This is a genomic window from Paraburkholderia fungorum, from assembly GCF_046027215.1.
Classification (GTDB): Bacteria; Pseudomonadota; Gammaproteobacteria; order Burkholderiales; family Burkholderiaceae; genus Paraburkholderia; species Paraburkholderia fungorum_D.
The window spans coordinates 3,195,821-3,211,875 of the sequence record NZ_JAQQEN010000002.1 but is presented as its reverse complement, the minus strand read 5'-3'; the positions used below and the strand labels follow the sequence as shown (position 1 = coordinate 3,211,875).

Below are 16,055 nucleotides of genomic sequence, written 5' to 3'. Positions count from 1 at the left end.
CGGTGATCTGATCTGATCGGTCGACTGCCGACCGTCCGATACATTTAACGAAGCCGGTCCGTACCCACCACGTTGCTGATACATTTGTACCTGATGGCAGGAATGGCGACCTGCTATTCTGTTTTAATCGGGCCGTGGCGTGCCGATGAAGCCTCTCGATGTCGCGCGCTATCCGCCCTCGGCAGCTTACCTGATCAAGCGGCCTTATGAGATCGTCAGGCTTCGTAGTAGGCAATTTCAGGTCGGCGGCCATGGAGCATGCGTTCCGTGTGGACCATGCGCGTCGCTACGCGGGCCAACGCAGGCTGGCTGTTGCCAGCCTCATCGTGATATGGGTCGCGGTTACTGTCCGTGACTGGTTGCTGCTGAACACGCTTGATCCCAGCATCCTCTTCCACGTCGGCTATGTGCGACTTGCAGGTGCCGTGGGTATGGCCCTGCCGTTATGGTTGATGTGGGGACCACGCGCCTTTGACGAGCGCTGGGCCGTCAGATTACTTTGTATAGTGACGCTGAGTTGCTGGTTCGCCCTATTGGGGCTAGTGAACGTTTACCCGCCGGCCCGGATCGGATCGGAGATTTTCCCCGGCTTTTTTGTTGTCCTTTTCCTGATATTCACGCTGTTCCGACTTCGCGCAATCACGGCAGCCTGGTTAGTTGGCCTGTGCGTCGTAACCTACCATCTCATAGCGTTGCTGCAATACGTTCTGGGCACTTCCATGGCGTGGACTCACTGGGTCACCCGTGGAGCCATGGTGTCTATGATGTATCTCGCCGGACTCGCCGTCTGCATTCAGTTTGAACGCACTGCCCGGCGCGAATTCATGTTCCGGCGAACATTGCGCGCAGCCAAGGCACGCGTTGAAGCTGCTTCCCGCGTGGTCAATCAACAAAATGAGCGCATGAGAGAAGTTGTCAGGGAGAAGGAGCGCTTCTTTTCATCGGCCTACCACGACATCCAGCAGCCCCTCGCCGCGATCAACCTCTTTATCCGTAGCGCGCGGATAAAACTCGAAGGCGAATATGCCGCAAGTCACGATCTCGACGTCATCGAGGAAACGGCGCGCGACATCCTCGATATGTTCAAGGATATCCAGGACTATAGCGAATTAGGCTCATACGTCCCGCACCTGGTGCCAGTCGATACGCAGGCCGTGCTGGCCGAAGTCTTCGAGCAATACCTCGAACCGGCGAGATCGCGCGGCATCGAATTCAGGATCAGCGTGCGTCGGCGCCATCCACCGCCCGTTGAAAGTGACCGCGCCCTGTTCAAGCGGACATTGTCCAATCTGGTATCGAATGCGATCAAGAACACCGCCGTGGGAGGCGTAGTAGTCGGCTGGGTGCGGATTGGGGAACGGCTTCGCATCGATGTATGGGACACCGGCGTCGGTATCCCGCCCGAGCATCGGGATGCGATATTCGCCGAGTACTATCAGATTGGCAACCCCGGTCGCGACCGGTCGAAAGGCTTGGGACTCGGACTGTCTATCGTCCATCGGATTGTCGGAATTCTGCCGAAGCACAACATGAGTTTCTGGTCGGTTGAAGGGCGTGGGTCGCGTTTTTCTCTTTACGCTCCGATATCGCAAATGGCGCCCGTCAACGCGACGGACGATCGAAAGGACGGCGCGCGCACGTCTATCCTTAAAGGCAAATACGTCATGCTGTGCGACGACGAACCGACCGTTCTCGAAGGCCTGCGCCGGTTGTTCCTCAGTGCTGGCGCACTGGTGGATACTGCCGGGTCAATGAAGGGATTCGAAGCGATTTTCGCCGATGACGTCCGCGTACCCGACATCATTGTCACCGATATTCGCCTACGCGACGGACCAACCGGCATCGAGGTCGCCGACAGGATCAGGCAGCATTTCGCCTGGGCCGGCCTGCTTCCCGTCGCGTTCATCACGGGCGAACTGGTGTCTCCTCACGCACTTCGCAATTTTGCCGAGCCGTTCGTGCTGTTACGGAAGTCTTCCACGCCAGAAAGCACGCTAGCTGAAGTCAGTCGGCTCGTCGCCGCCCATCCGCTAACAGGCTTCGATCATGTGCGGAATTCGTGACTGGCGGCACCGCCCTTAGATAAGAGCATGTCCCTAAGCAGCCTTATGAAATCGTCAGGCTTCGTAGTACGCAAGTTCAGGTCCGCGGCGATGGAGCGTGCGTTCCGTATCGACTATGCGCGTCGCTACGCGGGCCAACGCAGGCTGGCGATCGCCAGCCTCATACTTGTATGGGTCGTGTTTGTTGTCCGTGACTGGTGGCTGCTGAACACCCTTGATCCCAGCATCCTCTTCCACGTTGGCTATGTGCGACTCGCAGGTGCCGTGGGTATGGCCCTGCCGTTATGGCTGATGAGGGGACCACGCACCTTTGACGAACGCTGGGCCGTCAGATTACTTTGTGTAGCAATACTGAGTTGCTGGTTCGCCCAATTAGTGTTGATAAATGTTTACCCGGCGAGCCGGGTCTTCGAGGAAATTTTCCCCGAGTTTTTTCTTATCATTTTCCTGATTTTCACATCGTTCCGACTCCGTGCAATCACGGCAACGTGGTTGGTCGGACTATGCGTAGTAATCTTCCGTCTTACCATCTACCTCTGGCTACGGGGCAACGTTTCCACGCCGGGACTTCACGGGGTTTCCTGGGTTTCCCGTGGGAATACGGTGTCTATCATGTATCTCGCTGGCATTGTCGTCTGCATTCAGTTTGAACTCGCTGCCCGGCGCGAATTCATGTTCCGGCGGACGTTGCGCGCAGCCAAGGCACGCGTGGAAGCTGCTTCCCGCGTGATCAAGCAACAAAATGAGCGCATGAGAGAACTTGTCAGAGAGAAGGAGCGCTTCTTTTCATCGGCCTATCACGACATCCAGCAGCCTCTCGCGGCGATCAACCTCTTTATCCGTAGCGCGCAGATAAAACTCGGAGGTGAACACGCCGCAAGTCACGATCTCGACGTCATCGAGGAAACAGCGCGCGACATCCTCGATATGTTCAAGGATATTCAGGACTATAGCGAACTAGGCTCATACGTCCCGCACCTGGTGCCAGTCGATACGCAGGCCGTGCTGGCGGAGATCTTCGAGCAATACCTTGAACCGGCGAGATCGCGCGGCATCGAATTCAGACTCAGCGTGCGTCGGCGCAGCCCACCGCCCGTTGAAAGTGACCGCTCCCTGTTCAAGCGGACATTGTCCAATCTGGTATCGAACGCGATCAAGAACACCGCCGCGGGAGGCGTAGTAGTCGGCTGGGTGCTGATTGGGGAACGGCTTCGCATCGATGTATGGGACACCGGCGTCGGTATCCCGCCCGAGCATCGCGATGCGATATTCGCCGAGTACTATCAGATTGACAACCCCGGTCGCGATCGGTCGAAAGGCCTGGGACTCGGACTGTCCATCGTCCATCGGATTGTCGGAATTCTGCCGAAGCACACCATGAGTTTCTGGTCGGTTGACGGGCGCGGGTCGCGTTTTTCTCTTTACGCTCCGATATCGCAAATGGCGCCCGTCATCGAGATAAACGATCGAAAGAGTGGTGCATGCGCGTCCATGCTTGAGGGTCGATATGTCCTGCTGTGCGACGACGAACCGACCGTCCTCGAGGGCTTGCGGCGCTTGTTCTTGAGTGCCGGCGCACTGGTGGATAGTGCCGGGTCGATGGCGGGTATTGAAGCAATACTGGCCGACGACGGTCGCGTGCCGAATGTCATCGTCACTGATATTCGCCTGCGCGACGGGCCAACCGGCATCGAGGTCGCCGCCAGGGTCAGGCAGCATTTCGCCTGGGCGGGCACGCTTCCCGTCGCGTTCATCACGGGCGAACTGGTGTCTCCCCGCGAACTTCGCGATTTCCCCGAACCGTTCGTGCTGTTGCGCAAGTCATCCGCGCCGGAAAGTACGCTCGCTGAGGTCAGTCGGTTCGTTGTCGCCCATCCGCCAACAGGCTTCGATCATGTGCGGGATCCGTGACGGGCGGGACGCCGAGTTTGATCCCTCTATCCGCCAGCATGACGATGAGTTCCGTACGGCGCCGCAGATTGAAATGCGCGAGCAGATGACTGACGTATTTCCGTACCGTAGTGTCCTCTAGCCCCATTCTCAGGGCAATGGACTTGGACGGAAGTCCGCGCACCAGCCAAGCCAATGTTTCGAACTCTCTCGGCGTGAGTCCCAGCTCGGATGCGTTGCTCATGTCCGAATTAACGCGCGACTGTGCATCCCCTGGCCCATTTGCCAGAGCCTCAGCCTCGCCCGTCCCCATGTCATGCCTGAGCCTCGCGATGCTGGAGGCGGGCAGGAACACGCCGCCAGCAAGCACCGCGCTTATCGCTGCATGAAGCGCTTCAGGCGGCGACGATTTGGGCACGTATCCCATGGCGCGAAGCTGGATGCATCGACTGATGGTTTCCACGCTCTCATCGGCCGATATCACGATCACCGGTAACGACGGTCGCGACTCCCTCAATTCGGCAAGGGCGTCGCAACCGTGGCCATCGGGCAGGTCGAGATCGAGAAAAACGATGTTCAGGAGTTCGCAAAGTGCATGATTCAACCCCTGCGACAACGTACTCGCGTGCAGCAACTCGATGTTCGGAAAGAGCTCTTTCAGTAGAAACGCCAATCCGGCTCTGAACAGCTCGTGGTCATCGACGATCAGTACGCGCATTCCATCGTCTCCCAGGACCGCTTTCGAGTCGAGTTGCAATGACACATCTGACGATGGCTACATGTGTAGCAATCGTCAGATGTGTTCAGATCAGATAGTACACAGTGGCAGCTGAGCTATATGGCGTTGCGTCGAAAGTGGCGGTTTTCGCCCATCATTAGACGAATCAAGCGTACCGAAATGACCACCGGGTCTTTCGTTGGCTGCGTGAAAGGGGCGCGTAATGACCAGCGGAAATCGCCGTTTGCAGCGAAAGCACCCGACGTAGTCACGACGCCCATCACAAACGCTAACGGGGCCAGAAAAATGGAAATGAGTTTGCGCACGACAGGGGGTGCTGGAAGCCGCTAACCTGGACGAGGCGCTGGGGCGTGGGGCCGCAAGGCCGCCGTCGCCTGTCGGGCATCGGTCGAGGTGCGCCCGTTTCACTGACGGCGGGGCGAACGTTTCCGCGGATGGTCGTCCGGGATGGAGACATTCAGCCGATTTTTTCGAATGCGACCTCGTACAGGGTTCGCTTTGGCTCGGCAAACACTCGCCACACTATCGGTTCGAAGAACTCTAGCGGCAGCGTTTCCGCATCCGGATCGAAGGCCGCTGCGTCATATTTCTCGCAGAAATGGGCGGTACGTTTGAACAACTCCGGCACATCGCGGTATTTATCGCGCAGATTGCGGTCCATGCCCATGTGGTGGAAGAAGTAATACCCCTGGAAGATCCCGTGGTGCTTGATCATCCAGTGATTTTCCGCGCTGACGAATGGCTCCAGCAGCACGGCTGCAACGTCAGCGTGGTTGTAACTTCCCAGCGTATCGCCAATGTCGTGCAGCAGCGCGCAGACCACGTATTCCTCGTCCTGGCCGTCGCGATGCGCCAGCGTAGCAGTCTGCAGGCTATGCGTCAGACGATCGACAGGTAAGCCGCCGAAGTCGCCATTCAGCAAGCGCAGGTGGTCCAGCAGGCGGCCAGGCAACCCTTTGGCGAACGGTCCAACCTCATTGCCGATGATCGTCCAATCCTGCTCTGTACCTTCGCACATATGGCGGAACGCGGCGCACTGTTCATTGTGTTCCATGGAACTACTCCTTCTCTGTGATTGGAGCTTCATTATTTGAGCGAGCGCGATATAAAATCCAATAACTGGAAAGTCGAAATCCATAACTCCCAGGAATAGCATGATTGATGACGACCTTGCATACTTCCTGACCATCGCGGGTACAGGTACGCTGGCACGCGCCGCCGAACAGCTGGGGATTTCTCAGCCGGCCGTGACCAAGGCCATACAGCGCCTGGAGCGAAAGGTAGGGGTAGGGTTGGTTGAGCGCACCGCACGCGGCTCGGTATTGACCGAGGCGGGCAAGATATTCCATACACGGGTATTGGGCGTGTCCATGCAGCTCGATAGCGCGGTGCAGGAAGCACGCGACATTGGTGGAGGGCACGCAGGCCTGCTGCGCATCGGTGCGACACCGGCCACCACGAGATTCGCGCTGCGCTCGCTGTTCCCAACGCTGCTGGCGGAGCGGCCCGCCGCACGCGTTAATGTAACGACAGCGTTTAGCGACACGCTATTGGACGCCATCGACAAGCGTGAAGTGGAACTGGCTGTATGCCCCTTGCCCGACACATTGGACGCATCCATGGCCAAGGAGGTACTGTATGACGATCACTACAGCTTGATGGTTAGCACTGCGCACCCTCTGGCTGAGCGGGAATCGGTCACGCTCGCGGATCTGGTGAACTGCGCATGGGCTGCGTCCGGTCAGCAGGAATTTGCCCGCGTGCAAATCGAGCAAGCCTTTGCAAGACACGGCTACCCGCGTATGCGCATCGTAGCCGAGGCCAATAGTTTGGCCGCGTTGATTCTTATCGTATCCACTACACAACTGGTCAGCTTGATCAACACGCGCAGCTTCGACCCTGACTCCCTACCGCTTGACATTGCTGTGCGCCCGATCCAGCTCGACGGTCTGCTGCGACAGGTCGGACTGATACGAAGGGCCGGCTACCTATCCCCGATCGCGCAACGCGCTCAGGAGATTTTGCGCAGCGCAGCCCGGGAGTTGTAAGCCTATAACTTCTGCCCAGAAAGCGGGCGGAACAAAGTCGAACAATGAAGTCAGATCCGCGTTGCCGTTCCAAGGCCGCAACTGCACAGCAGAATCAAATGAAGTCAGTCAGATAAATGCGGGACAGCGCCCTTGAGCGCGCGCTGTCGCCAATCTCCCGGTGTCATCCCCATCCGCTCAGCAAACACGCGCCGGAACGCAGACACCGACTGATATCCGACCAGATCGGCAACCGCCTCGGTGGACGATGTGGAATTTCGCAGCGCGTTCGCGGCAGCGCTCATTCGGATATCGGTCAGCAGATCCATCGCGGAGCGGCCGAGACTGGCCTGGAAATGCCGCATGAACGTGGCGCGCGACATGCTGCATATTTCGGCCAGTTCCGGAAGCGTCCAGGCTCGGGCGGGGTCGTTGAACATTGCAGCGGCCGCAGGCGCGAGCCTCGGGTGGGCGGCGAGCGCCAGCACCCCGGTACGTGCCTGACCGGCCTCACCGGCCGCCCGCAGCGTCAACGCGAACAACGCAGACGAAAGCGCGTTCAGGATTGCGCCGCTGCCTACTTCGTTGTCCATCGTTTCGGCCCGCATCAGCGCAACGAGCCGGCTCAGACGTTCAGTCTGCGGCAAGCTCTGTGCAGCGATGCCGATGTCTTCGGTGCGAACCACGAGTTCCGACGGTAGATAGCTCCGGATTAACCGGTCGTGGGGCGGCGCGACGACAAATCGGCCGCACAACATATCCAGCGCTTCGCCAGCGCCGCCATTTTCGCTAATAAGGATGCTGCCCGAAGGGCGTTCCCTGGCCGGCACCGGTGCCGCGCCGCTGCCGTCGTGCAACACGTGCGCCGAACCATGCGGCAGTAAAGCGATGTCGCCCGCCCGTAATTCATAAGTTGCTCCATCATCCGAATTCTCGAGTAAGGCCCTGCCGGTCAATATGATGTGGTACGGTATTTCCTGAGCTTCGGCCCGGGTGAACTTCTTTACCCACGGCGCCCCCAACGCGCAACGGGCATCCACTTTCCCGGTGACGGTCACGAGTTCCATGAAACGGGTGAGCCAGTCAGTCTGGTATTGCATATCGGGCATTCCTGTTGATAGCGGCAATACGATCTTTAAGCGCTCGTTCGCCGTTTTGGACTGACTTGATAAGACTGTTCCGCAGCGCCGCGATCGCCTTCTGCACTTTCCCGAACCTGTCCGACGCGAGGCCAGCTGCCTCGGAGCGATCCTTAGTCAGCGCTTTTTCGCGCAACCATCGATCGTTCGTTGTACGGATCGACCAGTAACAGCCAGTTGCGCTGCGCGTCATATACAGGATTGTGCATTTCAGTATTCCAGTCAAAAAATGAGTGCGGACATGTTCGCATCGCGCGGTCGGCGCCGGACTGTTCTTGTAGGACGATTTGTGACGTCTCACGCATCCCGCACGGTGAGCGAAGAATATAACTATGATATTCATATCGTCAAGTGCGGCGTGGGTTTATCGTCAATTTCCGGGAGTGTGACTGTTCACGACACCGCGGTCCACCGGACTGCGGAGCGTGCTGGTAGACCGGTCGACCGACCCCTGCTAGCCCACAGCAGCAGTTGCTCCTTTGGTAAAGCGTCGCGAACTGACGCCACCTGTCACTGATTGATCCTTTCGAGCACGCCTTTGACCCGTTCAAGACTCGGCGAGCGTCACGCCTCGCTTTAAAGTTGCGGCTCCTACCCACACATCGAAGGAACCCATCATGGAAAAGATCGAAAAAGTACTCGCCTCAGGCAACAGCCACGCCACGGTCAATCGCGACCGCAGTGTCCAGCGCGGTGAGCACGGCGCCCTCGACCTCAAGCTGTCAGCGCCCGGCCTTGAAAACCTCGAGTTCATCGCCACCGAGTTGCACCCGCGAGCCGAGCAGTTGTTTGCAGGGGCATGGTCGGCCTGTTACACCACCGTGTTCGGGATCGCGGCGTCGCTGAAGAAGGTCACACTGCCGTCCGACTATTCCGTAGACATCCAGGTAAGCATTGGGTCGGTCGGCAAGGGGCATTGCCTCGGCGCTCAGTTCACCGTCCGCGTGCCGGGTCTGGCAACGGAAGTCGTCGAGGAAATCGCGCACCTGGCCCATCAGATCTGCCCCTACTCGAAATCTGTGCGCGGCAACATCGAGGTCGTCACGAACATCGTTACGGTGTGATCGGATAAGGCACGCGCGTCTCACTCAGCGCGCGCGAACCGTCGACGCCGAACGCGACGACTTAGCTAGCTCTGAAGAGACGTATAGCAGTGCAGTCTCCGGACTGTCCCAAGCGGGGTGCCATGTCGCAGTGACGTCGCCTGATAGCCTCTTCGCACACCACCAGACGGTGAATCGCTCCGCCGCTGTTTCGTCGCGCAGGGTCGCTCATCATGCGGGCCGGCCACGGCATCGGATGGGTCGTGGTTTATTTATTTAGGAGTATGGAAGCAATGTTCAGTCATGTAGTGGTCGGTACCAACGACCTGGAAAAATCAAAGCGATTCTACGATGCCGTGCTAGGCGTGCTCGGCTATGGTGAAGGTCTCAGCGATGACAACGATAAGCGTCGGCGCTATGTCTATCGCGCCCACACGGCGCTTTTCATCATCACCCAGCCGCTCAATGGTCAGCCGGCCACTCCTGCCAATGGTGGAACGATTGGTTTTACCTGCGAGTCGAGCGAACACGTCGATCGCTGCCATGCCGCGGGGGTCGCCAACGGTGGAACATCGGCTGAGGCGCCGCCCGGCGTGCGTGAGGCCGCGTCTGGCAGCCTCTATCTCGCCTATCTGCGCGACCCGGACGGCAACAAGCTCGGCGCCCTGTATCGCGTGCCGGGCTGAAGCGAGCGACGGGGCCAATGACGCTCCCGACCGGCGGTGACGGCGCGACGCGAACTATGACAAGGGATTTCCAGCACGGGATCTTCCCCAAGTACTGTCATTGCGGGCTGTGCGGAACCCAATAAAGCGAGGTCAGCCCTGCAAGCCGCGGCGGGCCATTGAGCGCCCCGGATTCAGCCGCGTTTTTTGGATGGTTGCGATGCGAGAGTGTCTGTGAGCACCGCTTCGATCGTCGTGGCGGCAAGCGTCTTTCGAACGCCATCGTCGATCGAATCATATACATGGCTCAGCGTCGACCCGATGCCTCGACCCACGGGGCAAGCCTGACTGGGTTTCGAAGAATGCAGCGCGAAACGTGCACCCTCTTCGAGTGCATCAAAGACGTCGAGCAAACTGATTGCGTCCGCATTCCTGGCCAGACGCCATCCCGCATTGACACCGCGATAGCTCTCGACAAGGCCGCCTTGCGCAAGCAGCCCAAGCGTACGACGAATCACCACCGGATTGGTGTTGACGCTCGCAGCGATCCGATCGGACGTGACGGGGTCAGAACTGCGCCGTGCGACGAGCGCCATCCACGCCAGGATGTGGGTCGCCACGGTCAAGCGGCTGTTGGCGCTCATAGCAAGCCTGTGTTAGTCAGTTTAGTTGTAACTATATTCGTTACAGCATGAGTAGTCAATCCTGACATGCTTGAAGAATCCGGCGACATAACGTGCTTCCCGCCTTAAAAGACGGACGTTTTCGGGCTACACGCGCCGTCGTGTTGGCGTGCCGGAGCCACCTCGCGCGCGTCATCCTTCTCACAGCGACGCCAACCGTTCACGACAAGAAACTTGTGCCGATGGCCTGGATCGTTTATGTTGTAACTACTATTGTTACATCAAGTCTGTTGTGACGATAAACGTATGGCCCGCAACATTCCATAGCCGATGGAAAAGCAGCAGCCGTTCTTACCTTCAACACCGAAATGAGAAGCCCGCAGATGTCCACCCTCTTCGATCCCATCCAGATTGGCGCGCTGAAGTTGTCGAACCGGATTGTCATGGCACCACTCACGCGCATGCGCGCGTTTGCCGAGCGCAGTCCGGGTATGCTCAACGCGCACCACTATGCGCTGCGTGCGAGCGCAGGACTCGTCATTACCGAGGCCACTTCCGTCACGCCTCAGGGCGTTGGCTATCCCAACACGCCGGGCATCTGGACCGAGAAGCAGATTGCCGGCTGGAAAGAGGTGACTTCAGCGGTACACGATGCAGGTGGCCTGATCGTCTCCCAGTTGTGGCACGTCGGGCGTGTCTCGGACCCGCTTTACCACGACGGCCAGCTTCCGGTCGCCCCCAGTGCCATTGCGCCGGAAGGCCATGTCACCCGCGTGCGGCCTCAGCGCCCGTACACCGTACCACGCGCGCTGGAAACCGAAGAAATTCCCGGCATCGTCGAGGATTTCCGGGTCGGCGCCGCAAATGCACAACGCGCTGGATTTGATGGCGTCGAGCTTCACGCGGCAAATGGTTACCTGTTCGATCAGTTCCTGCACGACGGATCGAACCTGCGGACCGACCGTTATGGCGGCTCGATCGAGAACCGCGCGCGCTTCCTGCTGGAGGCGCTCGATGCGTTGCTCACGGTTTGGCCCGCGGACCGTATCGGCGTGCATTTGAATCTGATGTCGAGTTCCTACTCGATGCGCGACTCGGATCCGCGCGCGCTATTCACCTATGTCGCCGAGCAACTCAACGCGCGCAACATCGCTTTCATTTTCGCGCGCGAGTCGCTGGATCGCGGCGACGATCGCATCGGCCGTGACGTGCGGCGTATCTTCAAAGGGGCCTACATCCTTAATGAGGGACTGACGAGGGAGAGTGCAGAACTCGCCATCGAACGTGGCGATGCAGACGCGGCAGCGTTTGGGCGTCCTTTTATCGCCAACCCTGATCTGGTGGAGCGCTTTCGACGTGGTGCGCCACTCAATGCGATCAATCCGGAAACCATCTACGCAGACGACGAAACTGGCTACAACGACTACCCGCTGCTGGATGAGACAGTGTGAAAGACACGCGCGATGGATGACATCTTCGCAGTTCTTTATGGATGCGACGGAGGATGCCACGTTGAGCGGCTGGTCAACGTTGGTCTAGAAGCGCCTGGTTATCACTCGTCGAGTTCGCCCAGCAGCCGGCCCAGGTCCAGTTCCGCTTCGCGCGTCTGGAACCCGCGTGCCATGGCGGTTTGCATTCGGCGTTGCGCTGGCAGAGACTGCACGTTTGTCCCGAAGAGATTCGAATCGTGGCGAAACTCATCGGCGGGAGCCAGCGCAATGGCATTGACGCGCTCCTTGACCATCGCGTGTCCGGCGGCCGGAAAACGCGAGATGCGCCGCGCAAGCGATGCGACGAAGTCACCGAGCGACTCGGCGGCCAACGCCCGGTTGATCCATCCATACCGTTCCGCGATATCCGCGTCATAGTCCAACGCGCTCAGCATCACTTCGAGCGCACGGCCGCGGCCCATCAGACGGGTGAGGAACTGGGCTGCGCCACCGCCAGGAATCAATCCGAAAGCCGGTTCCATCTGGCTAAACACCGCCGATTCCCGTGCGGCAAAGCGCATATCGCACGCCAGCACGAATTCGCTGCCCGCGCCGCGCACGCGGCCTTCGATCTGCGCGATCGAGACAAGCCGACTGGCGCTCAGATGGCGGAACAGCAGCGCGATCGATGGTTCGCCGGTCAGCTTTGCGGCTTCGTCGCGATATTCCTTTACCTTTGTCACATCCACGTGGGAGATGAAATAGTCGGGGTCGGCACTACTGAATACGAGCACCTTTGTGCCTTCGTCGGCTTCGGCGTCCCGGATCAGCGTGACCAGGTCGCGCACAAGCTCGGGGCCTAGCAGGTTCATGGGTGGGGCGGAAATTTTCACGAACAGAACTGCTCCGTCGCGATTCACTTTGAGCGTATCGAATGTTATGGCTGGCTCCCGATGGGCAAGGCTGGTATGAGGCAAAGGAACATAAAGCCGTGCGCCTGACGTTGGCGCACAGAAGGCGCGGGCGCGGCCGGATGAACAGAAATCTAGGCCTTTCCCCGGTCATTGAGTAGCCGGTAGAATTGAGAACTACCCTTTCATTGGTGGAAGGCCATGGATCGACTCGAAGCAATGGTCATTTTGTTGGCGGCGATAGACAACGGGAGCCTGTCCGCCGCGAGTCGAAAGCTTCGCATTCCTTTGGCGACCGTGAGCCGACGCGTATCCGAACTGGAGGCCCATCTGAATGTGCGATTGCTTGTGCGTGGTACCCGCAAGCTGACACTGACGGAAGCCGGGCGCGGCTACGTGGCGTCATGCCGGCAGGTTCTGGACGAGATCGCGGAAATCGAACGCACGACTTCCGGCGAATATCATGCGCCGCAGGGAGAACTGGTCATCAGCGTGCCGCCGGTCATGGGGCGCATCCACGTCATGCCGGTGATAGTCGAATTTCTAAGCGCGTTTCCGCAAATCCGCATGCGCGTGCAATTGACAGACCGGCTCGTTAATTTGCTGGAAGAGCGCGTAGACCTGGTGCTGCGGCTTGGGGAACAACCGAGCAGCAGCCTGGTTACAACGCGTGTCGGCCTGCATCGGCAGGTGCTGTGCGCAAGCCCCGCTTATTTGAAGAAGCATGGGACACCGCGCAAGCCCGAAGACCTTCTGTCGCACGACTGCGTCACATACGAAGGATATGCGGTGGGGAGCAACTGGGAATTTCAATCAAAAGGCCGGACACTGAAGATCGAGGTGCCGTCCCGGCTAGTAGTGAACTCAGTGGAGGCTGCCGTGGTTGCCGCGACGGAAGCGGCCGGCATTGCACGGGTAGTGTCGTACCAGATTGAAGAACCCGTAAAATCGGGCAGTCTCGTGAAGCTTCTGGAAGCCTTCGAACCGCTGCCGGCGCCGGTCAACCTCATGTACGCGGCCCAACGGCAGATACCGCTCAAGCTGCGGGCATTCATTGACTTTGCCATTCCAAGACTGAGGGAAAGGCTCGGCCTCCCGAGTGCTGCAGATCCGCGCACGCCACGCCCGCCCCGCAGGCGGTCGGCATCGTCTTAATGAGCCGGAGAATTCTTCCCGGCCGCGGCACGTTCTGCGACTTGCATGGTGATGCAGATCGCCTTTCGCTACATCGGAACACTTTCTGCAATCATCGCGCGCCTGAATGCATCCCTTTCGCGCAGCCGTTCGAGATAGGCGGATACTTCCGGTGGAAAATCGTCCTGTAGCCCGTTCATTGCAGCAAATATGAGCGCATATCCGACCGAGATATCCGCTGCCGTAAAACGGTCACCGCACACGTAATCGTCTTTGGAAAGAATTGCGCTGATGGCCCGAAGGCGCCCGAAAAAGAAGCGACGGTAATCGTTGGCCACCCGCGGTGCTCGAGTTTCCTCGGGTTCGAGGCGCGTGTATCGCATGTAAATGGCGATTGGAAACGTTAGTGTCGCTTCACCGAAACTCAAAAAATTAAGGTAACGCGCGTACGTTGAATCCGACGGCAAAACGGAGAATCTATGGGCTTCGTCCCGATCTGCCAGATACTGGCAGATCGCGCTGGACTCCGTCATGATCACGTCCCCGTCGATGAAACACGGGACGGTTCCTAGCGGATTCAATCCCAGGTACTCGCGCGCCTTTACCCGCGGAGGAAATGGCAGGACGTGCAAGCGATAAGGCAGTTGCAGTTCCTCGAGCATCCACAGAGGGCGAAACGATCGCGACCGGGCGCAATGATAGAGGTCGATCATGGTCAGCGGTTATGGGTTGCCAGGCGTGGGTCCAGGCACGTCCGCTCGAGTCGTGCCGGTGCGTATCGAGGGGTCCGCTGCGGCCCGTTCGCGCAAGACAGCCTTTGCAATCTTGCCGATTCCGATGCGCGGCAGGCTCTCGATAAGCAGAACCTCGCTCGGCCCCTTGAATCTTGCCAGGTTCTGCGCACAATGCTCACGCACCACTTGGGGCAACAGTCGGATCTGCTCCGGATCAAGGTCCGGGCTTGCGACGACGTATGCGACAACCACCTCGTTATACATGGCACAAGGCTTACCGACGACCGCGACTTCTTTCACGGAAGGCAGCGTTGCGATGGTCGCCTCGACTTCCGCTGCTGAAACGTTCTCGCCGCCAACTTTAATGATGTCCTTCTGTCTGTCGGCAAACTCAATCCAGCCATCTTTGTCGAGCCTGACCCGGTCTCCTGTTATGAAGTAGCCAGCCGAATCGAACGACTCTTCCGTCGTGCGCTCGTCGCCATCGTACTCGCTGAAAATCGAGAGTCCGCGACGGCCGCCAACGAGGAGTCCTCCTGTTTCACCCGCTTTAACGTGGCGCCCCTCGTCGTCCACCACTCGCACCTGATATGCGTGGCTCGGTCGACCGATTCCCCCTGTCAATTTTCCGTGACTGGGCGTCGATACGATGACTTGGGTCAGCACCTCAGTCATGCCCCATCCGGCTACCATCGGAACACGGTAAAAGGATGACAAGGCGTGGTCATGTCGGGAAGTGACCCAGACGCGGAAGTTGTGGTCGGGCACTGGCTCGGCCTTCAACGCTGCCATGGTGAAGTGCACCTGAGAGCCCACGTTCGCCCTGTGTCGCAGCGCGCTGTCCCAATAGCGGCTTCTGGAGAATTTTGGCTGAAGGACGACCGTGCCACCCGCCCACATTGTCGAAAAAAAGCACCAGGACAGGCCAACGACATGAAAGAGCGGAAGAAAGAGCAAGTGAATATCGCCGTCCTGCAAGCGCTGTTGCCGGGCGTTCACTTCCGCTGCCCAAAGGACATTGGCATGCGTCCAAACCACACCCTTTGGTCGAGACGTAGAACCTGTTGTGTACATCACCGATGCCTGGGCCAAAGGATCGGCCGGCCTGCGAGGCAGAGGTTCGGCGTACAGACTTGAGAAGTCAAATACACTCTGTGTCCCTGCACGCTCACCGCCTTCGGCCTCAGTATTCACTACAGCAACCCAGGCAAGTTGGGGGCAATGCTCGGCGAGAAGTGGCGCGAGATGAGCCTGGGTCACGGCGCAGACAGCGCGCGCAGCGGCAACCAGATAGGCGAGTTCGGGTCCGGCTGCTAGCGCATTCGTTGCGACGCACACCGCGCCAAGCCAGGCGCACGCAAAGCGAACCAACACTGCTTCGGGACAGTTCTCCATGTGGACGACGACCCGGTCACCCGCCCGCACTCCACGAGCAGCCATACCGCCCGCGAGACGCTGCACATGGTCGAGAAGATCCGTATAGCTATACGTACGACCGTGGCCATCGAATGGATCCCATATAAGGAAGGGATGATCTCCTCGACGTGCAGCAAGTTCGACCAGCCATGTGGCGATGTCATAACCGGCATAAGGGTTCGTCACAACGTCTTCAGTATCGGAAATGCGGGATGGGACCATGCTGCTTTCTCTCTGTCAG

The 16,055-nt window shown here is 58.9% G+C and carries 14 protein-coding genes; 7 read left to right on the top strand and 7 right to left on the bottom strand.

All coding sequences use genetic code 11. From position 1 onward, the window contains the following. Positions 1 to 251: 251 nt before the first annotated feature. Positions 252 to 2,063 carry a hybrid sensor histidine kinase/response regulator gene (locus tag PQR27_RS34835; protein ID WP_408528074.1) on the top strand — a complete coding sequence of 604 codons (1,812 nt, stop codon included), beginning with the start codon at positions 252 to 254 and terminating at the stop codon, positions 2,061 to 2,063. Between the two features lie 45 nt (positions 2,064 to 2,108). After that, complete coding sequence (locus tag PQR27_RS34830) at positions 2,109 to 3,974, top strand: hybrid sensor histidine kinase/response regulator (protein ID WP_408528073.1); 1,866 nt, start codon at positions 2,109 to 2,111, stop codon at positions 3,972 to 3,974. On the opposite strand, the gene PQR27_RS34825 is transcribed toward PQR27_RS34830, so the two are convergent. Then, the gene (locus PQR27_RS34825; RefSeq protein WP_408528072.1) at positions 3,916 to 4,671 is read right to left on the bottom strand and encodes a response regulator; all 756 of its coding nucleotides are present in this window, start codon (positions 4,669 to 4,671) and stop codon (positions 3,916 to 3,918) included. The two genes, PQR27_RS34830 and PQR27_RS34825, sit on opposite strands and share 59 nt — an antisense overlap. A 478-nt stretch (positions 4,672 to 5,149) precedes the next feature. Further along, positions 5,150 to 5,746, bottom strand: a complete 597-nt coding sequence (locus PQR27_RS34820; protein ID WP_408528400.1) for an HD domain-containing protein — start codon at positions 5,744 to 5,746, stop codon at positions 5,150 to 5,152. A gap of 100 nt (positions 5,747 to 5,846) precedes the next feature. Between PQR27_RS34820 and PQR27_RS34815 the strand changes: the two genes are divergently transcribed. Next, positions 5,847 to 6,740, top strand: a complete 894-nt coding sequence (locus tag PQR27_RS34815) for a LysR family transcriptional regulator (RefSeq protein WP_408528071.1) — start codon at positions 5,847 to 5,849, stop codon at positions 6,738 to 6,740. A 104-nt stretch (positions 6,741 to 6,844) separates the two neighbouring features. On the opposite strand, the gene PQR27_RS34810 is transcribed toward PQR27_RS34815, so the two are convergent. After that, the gene (locus PQR27_RS34810) at positions 6,845 to 7,819 is read right to left on the bottom strand and encodes a cupin domain-containing protein (RefSeq protein ID WP_408528070.1); all 975 of its coding nucleotides are present in this window, start codon (positions 7,817 to 7,819) and stop codon (positions 6,845 to 6,847) included. Between the two features lie 656 nt (positions 7,820 to 8,475). On the opposite strand from PQR27_RS34810, the gene PQR27_RS34805 reads away from it, so the two are divergent. Together PQR27_RS34805 and PQR27_RS34800 are read left to right on the top strand one after the other, a co-directional pair. After that, complete coding sequence (locus tag PQR27_RS34805; protein ID WP_408528069.1) at positions 8,476 to 8,922, top strand: OsmC family protein; 447 nt, start codon at positions 8,476 to 8,478, stop codon at positions 8,920 to 8,922. Positions 8,923 to 9,194: 272 nt separating this feature from the next. Then, positions 9,195 to 9,587 (top strand): VOC family protein, encoded by a 393-nt coding sequence (locus tag PQR27_RS34800; RefSeq protein WP_408528399.1) that lies wholly within the window; start codon positions 9,195 to 9,197, stop codon positions 9,585 to 9,587. Positions 9,588 to 9,760: 173 nt separating this feature from the next. On the opposite strand, the gene PQR27_RS34795 is transcribed toward PQR27_RS34800, so the two are convergent. Then, positions 9,761 to 10,210, bottom strand: a complete 450-nt coding sequence (locus tag PQR27_RS34795; RefSeq protein ID WP_408528068.1) for an Rrf2 family transcriptional regulator — start codon at positions 10,208 to 10,210, stop codon at positions 9,761 to 9,763. Between the two features lie 362 nt (positions 10,211 to 10,572). Between PQR27_RS34795 and PQR27_RS34790 the strand changes: the two genes are divergently transcribed. Beyond that, positions 10,573 to 11,640, top strand: coding sequence for an alkene reductase (locus PQR27_RS34790; protein ID WP_408528067.1), 1,068 nt, complete (start codon positions 10,573 to 10,575; stop codon positions 11,638 to 11,640). 101 nt (positions 11,641 to 11,741) lie between these two features. On the opposite strand, the gene PQR27_RS34785 is transcribed toward PQR27_RS34790, so the two are convergent. Further along, positions 11,742 to 12,539: an enoyl-CoA hydratase/isomerase family protein gene (locus tag PQR27_RS34785; protein ID WP_408528066.1), complete on the bottom strand. Its 798-nt coding sequence runs from the start codon at positions 12,537 to 12,539 to the stop codon at positions 11,742 to 11,744. A gap of 192 nt (positions 12,540 to 12,731) precedes the next feature. Between PQR27_RS34785 and PQR27_RS34780 the strand changes: the two genes are divergently transcribed. Beyond that, complete coding sequence (locus PQR27_RS34780; RefSeq protein WP_408528065.1) at positions 12,732 to 13,685, top strand: LysR family transcriptional regulator; 954 nt, start codon at positions 12,732 to 12,734, stop codon at positions 13,683 to 13,685. A 68-nt stretch (positions 13,686 to 13,753) separates the two neighbouring features. On the opposite strand, the gene PQR27_RS34775 is transcribed toward PQR27_RS34780, so the two are convergent. Both PQR27_RS34775 and PQR27_RS34770 read right to left on the bottom strand, forming a co-directional pair. Continuing rightward, complete coding sequence (locus tag PQR27_RS34775; protein ID WP_408528064.1) at positions 13,754 to 14,377, bottom strand: glutathione S-transferase family protein; 624 nt, start codon at positions 14,375 to 14,377, stop codon at positions 13,754 to 13,756. A 9-nt stretch (positions 14,378 to 14,386) separates the two neighbouring features. Further along, positions 14,387 to 16,036, bottom strand: a complete 1,650-nt coding sequence (locus PQR27_RS34770; RefSeq protein ID WP_408528063.1) for a class I adenylate-forming enzyme family protein — start codon at positions 16,034 to 16,036, stop codon at positions 14,387 to 14,389. Between the last annotated feature and the right edge of the window lie 19 nt (positions 16,037 to 16,055).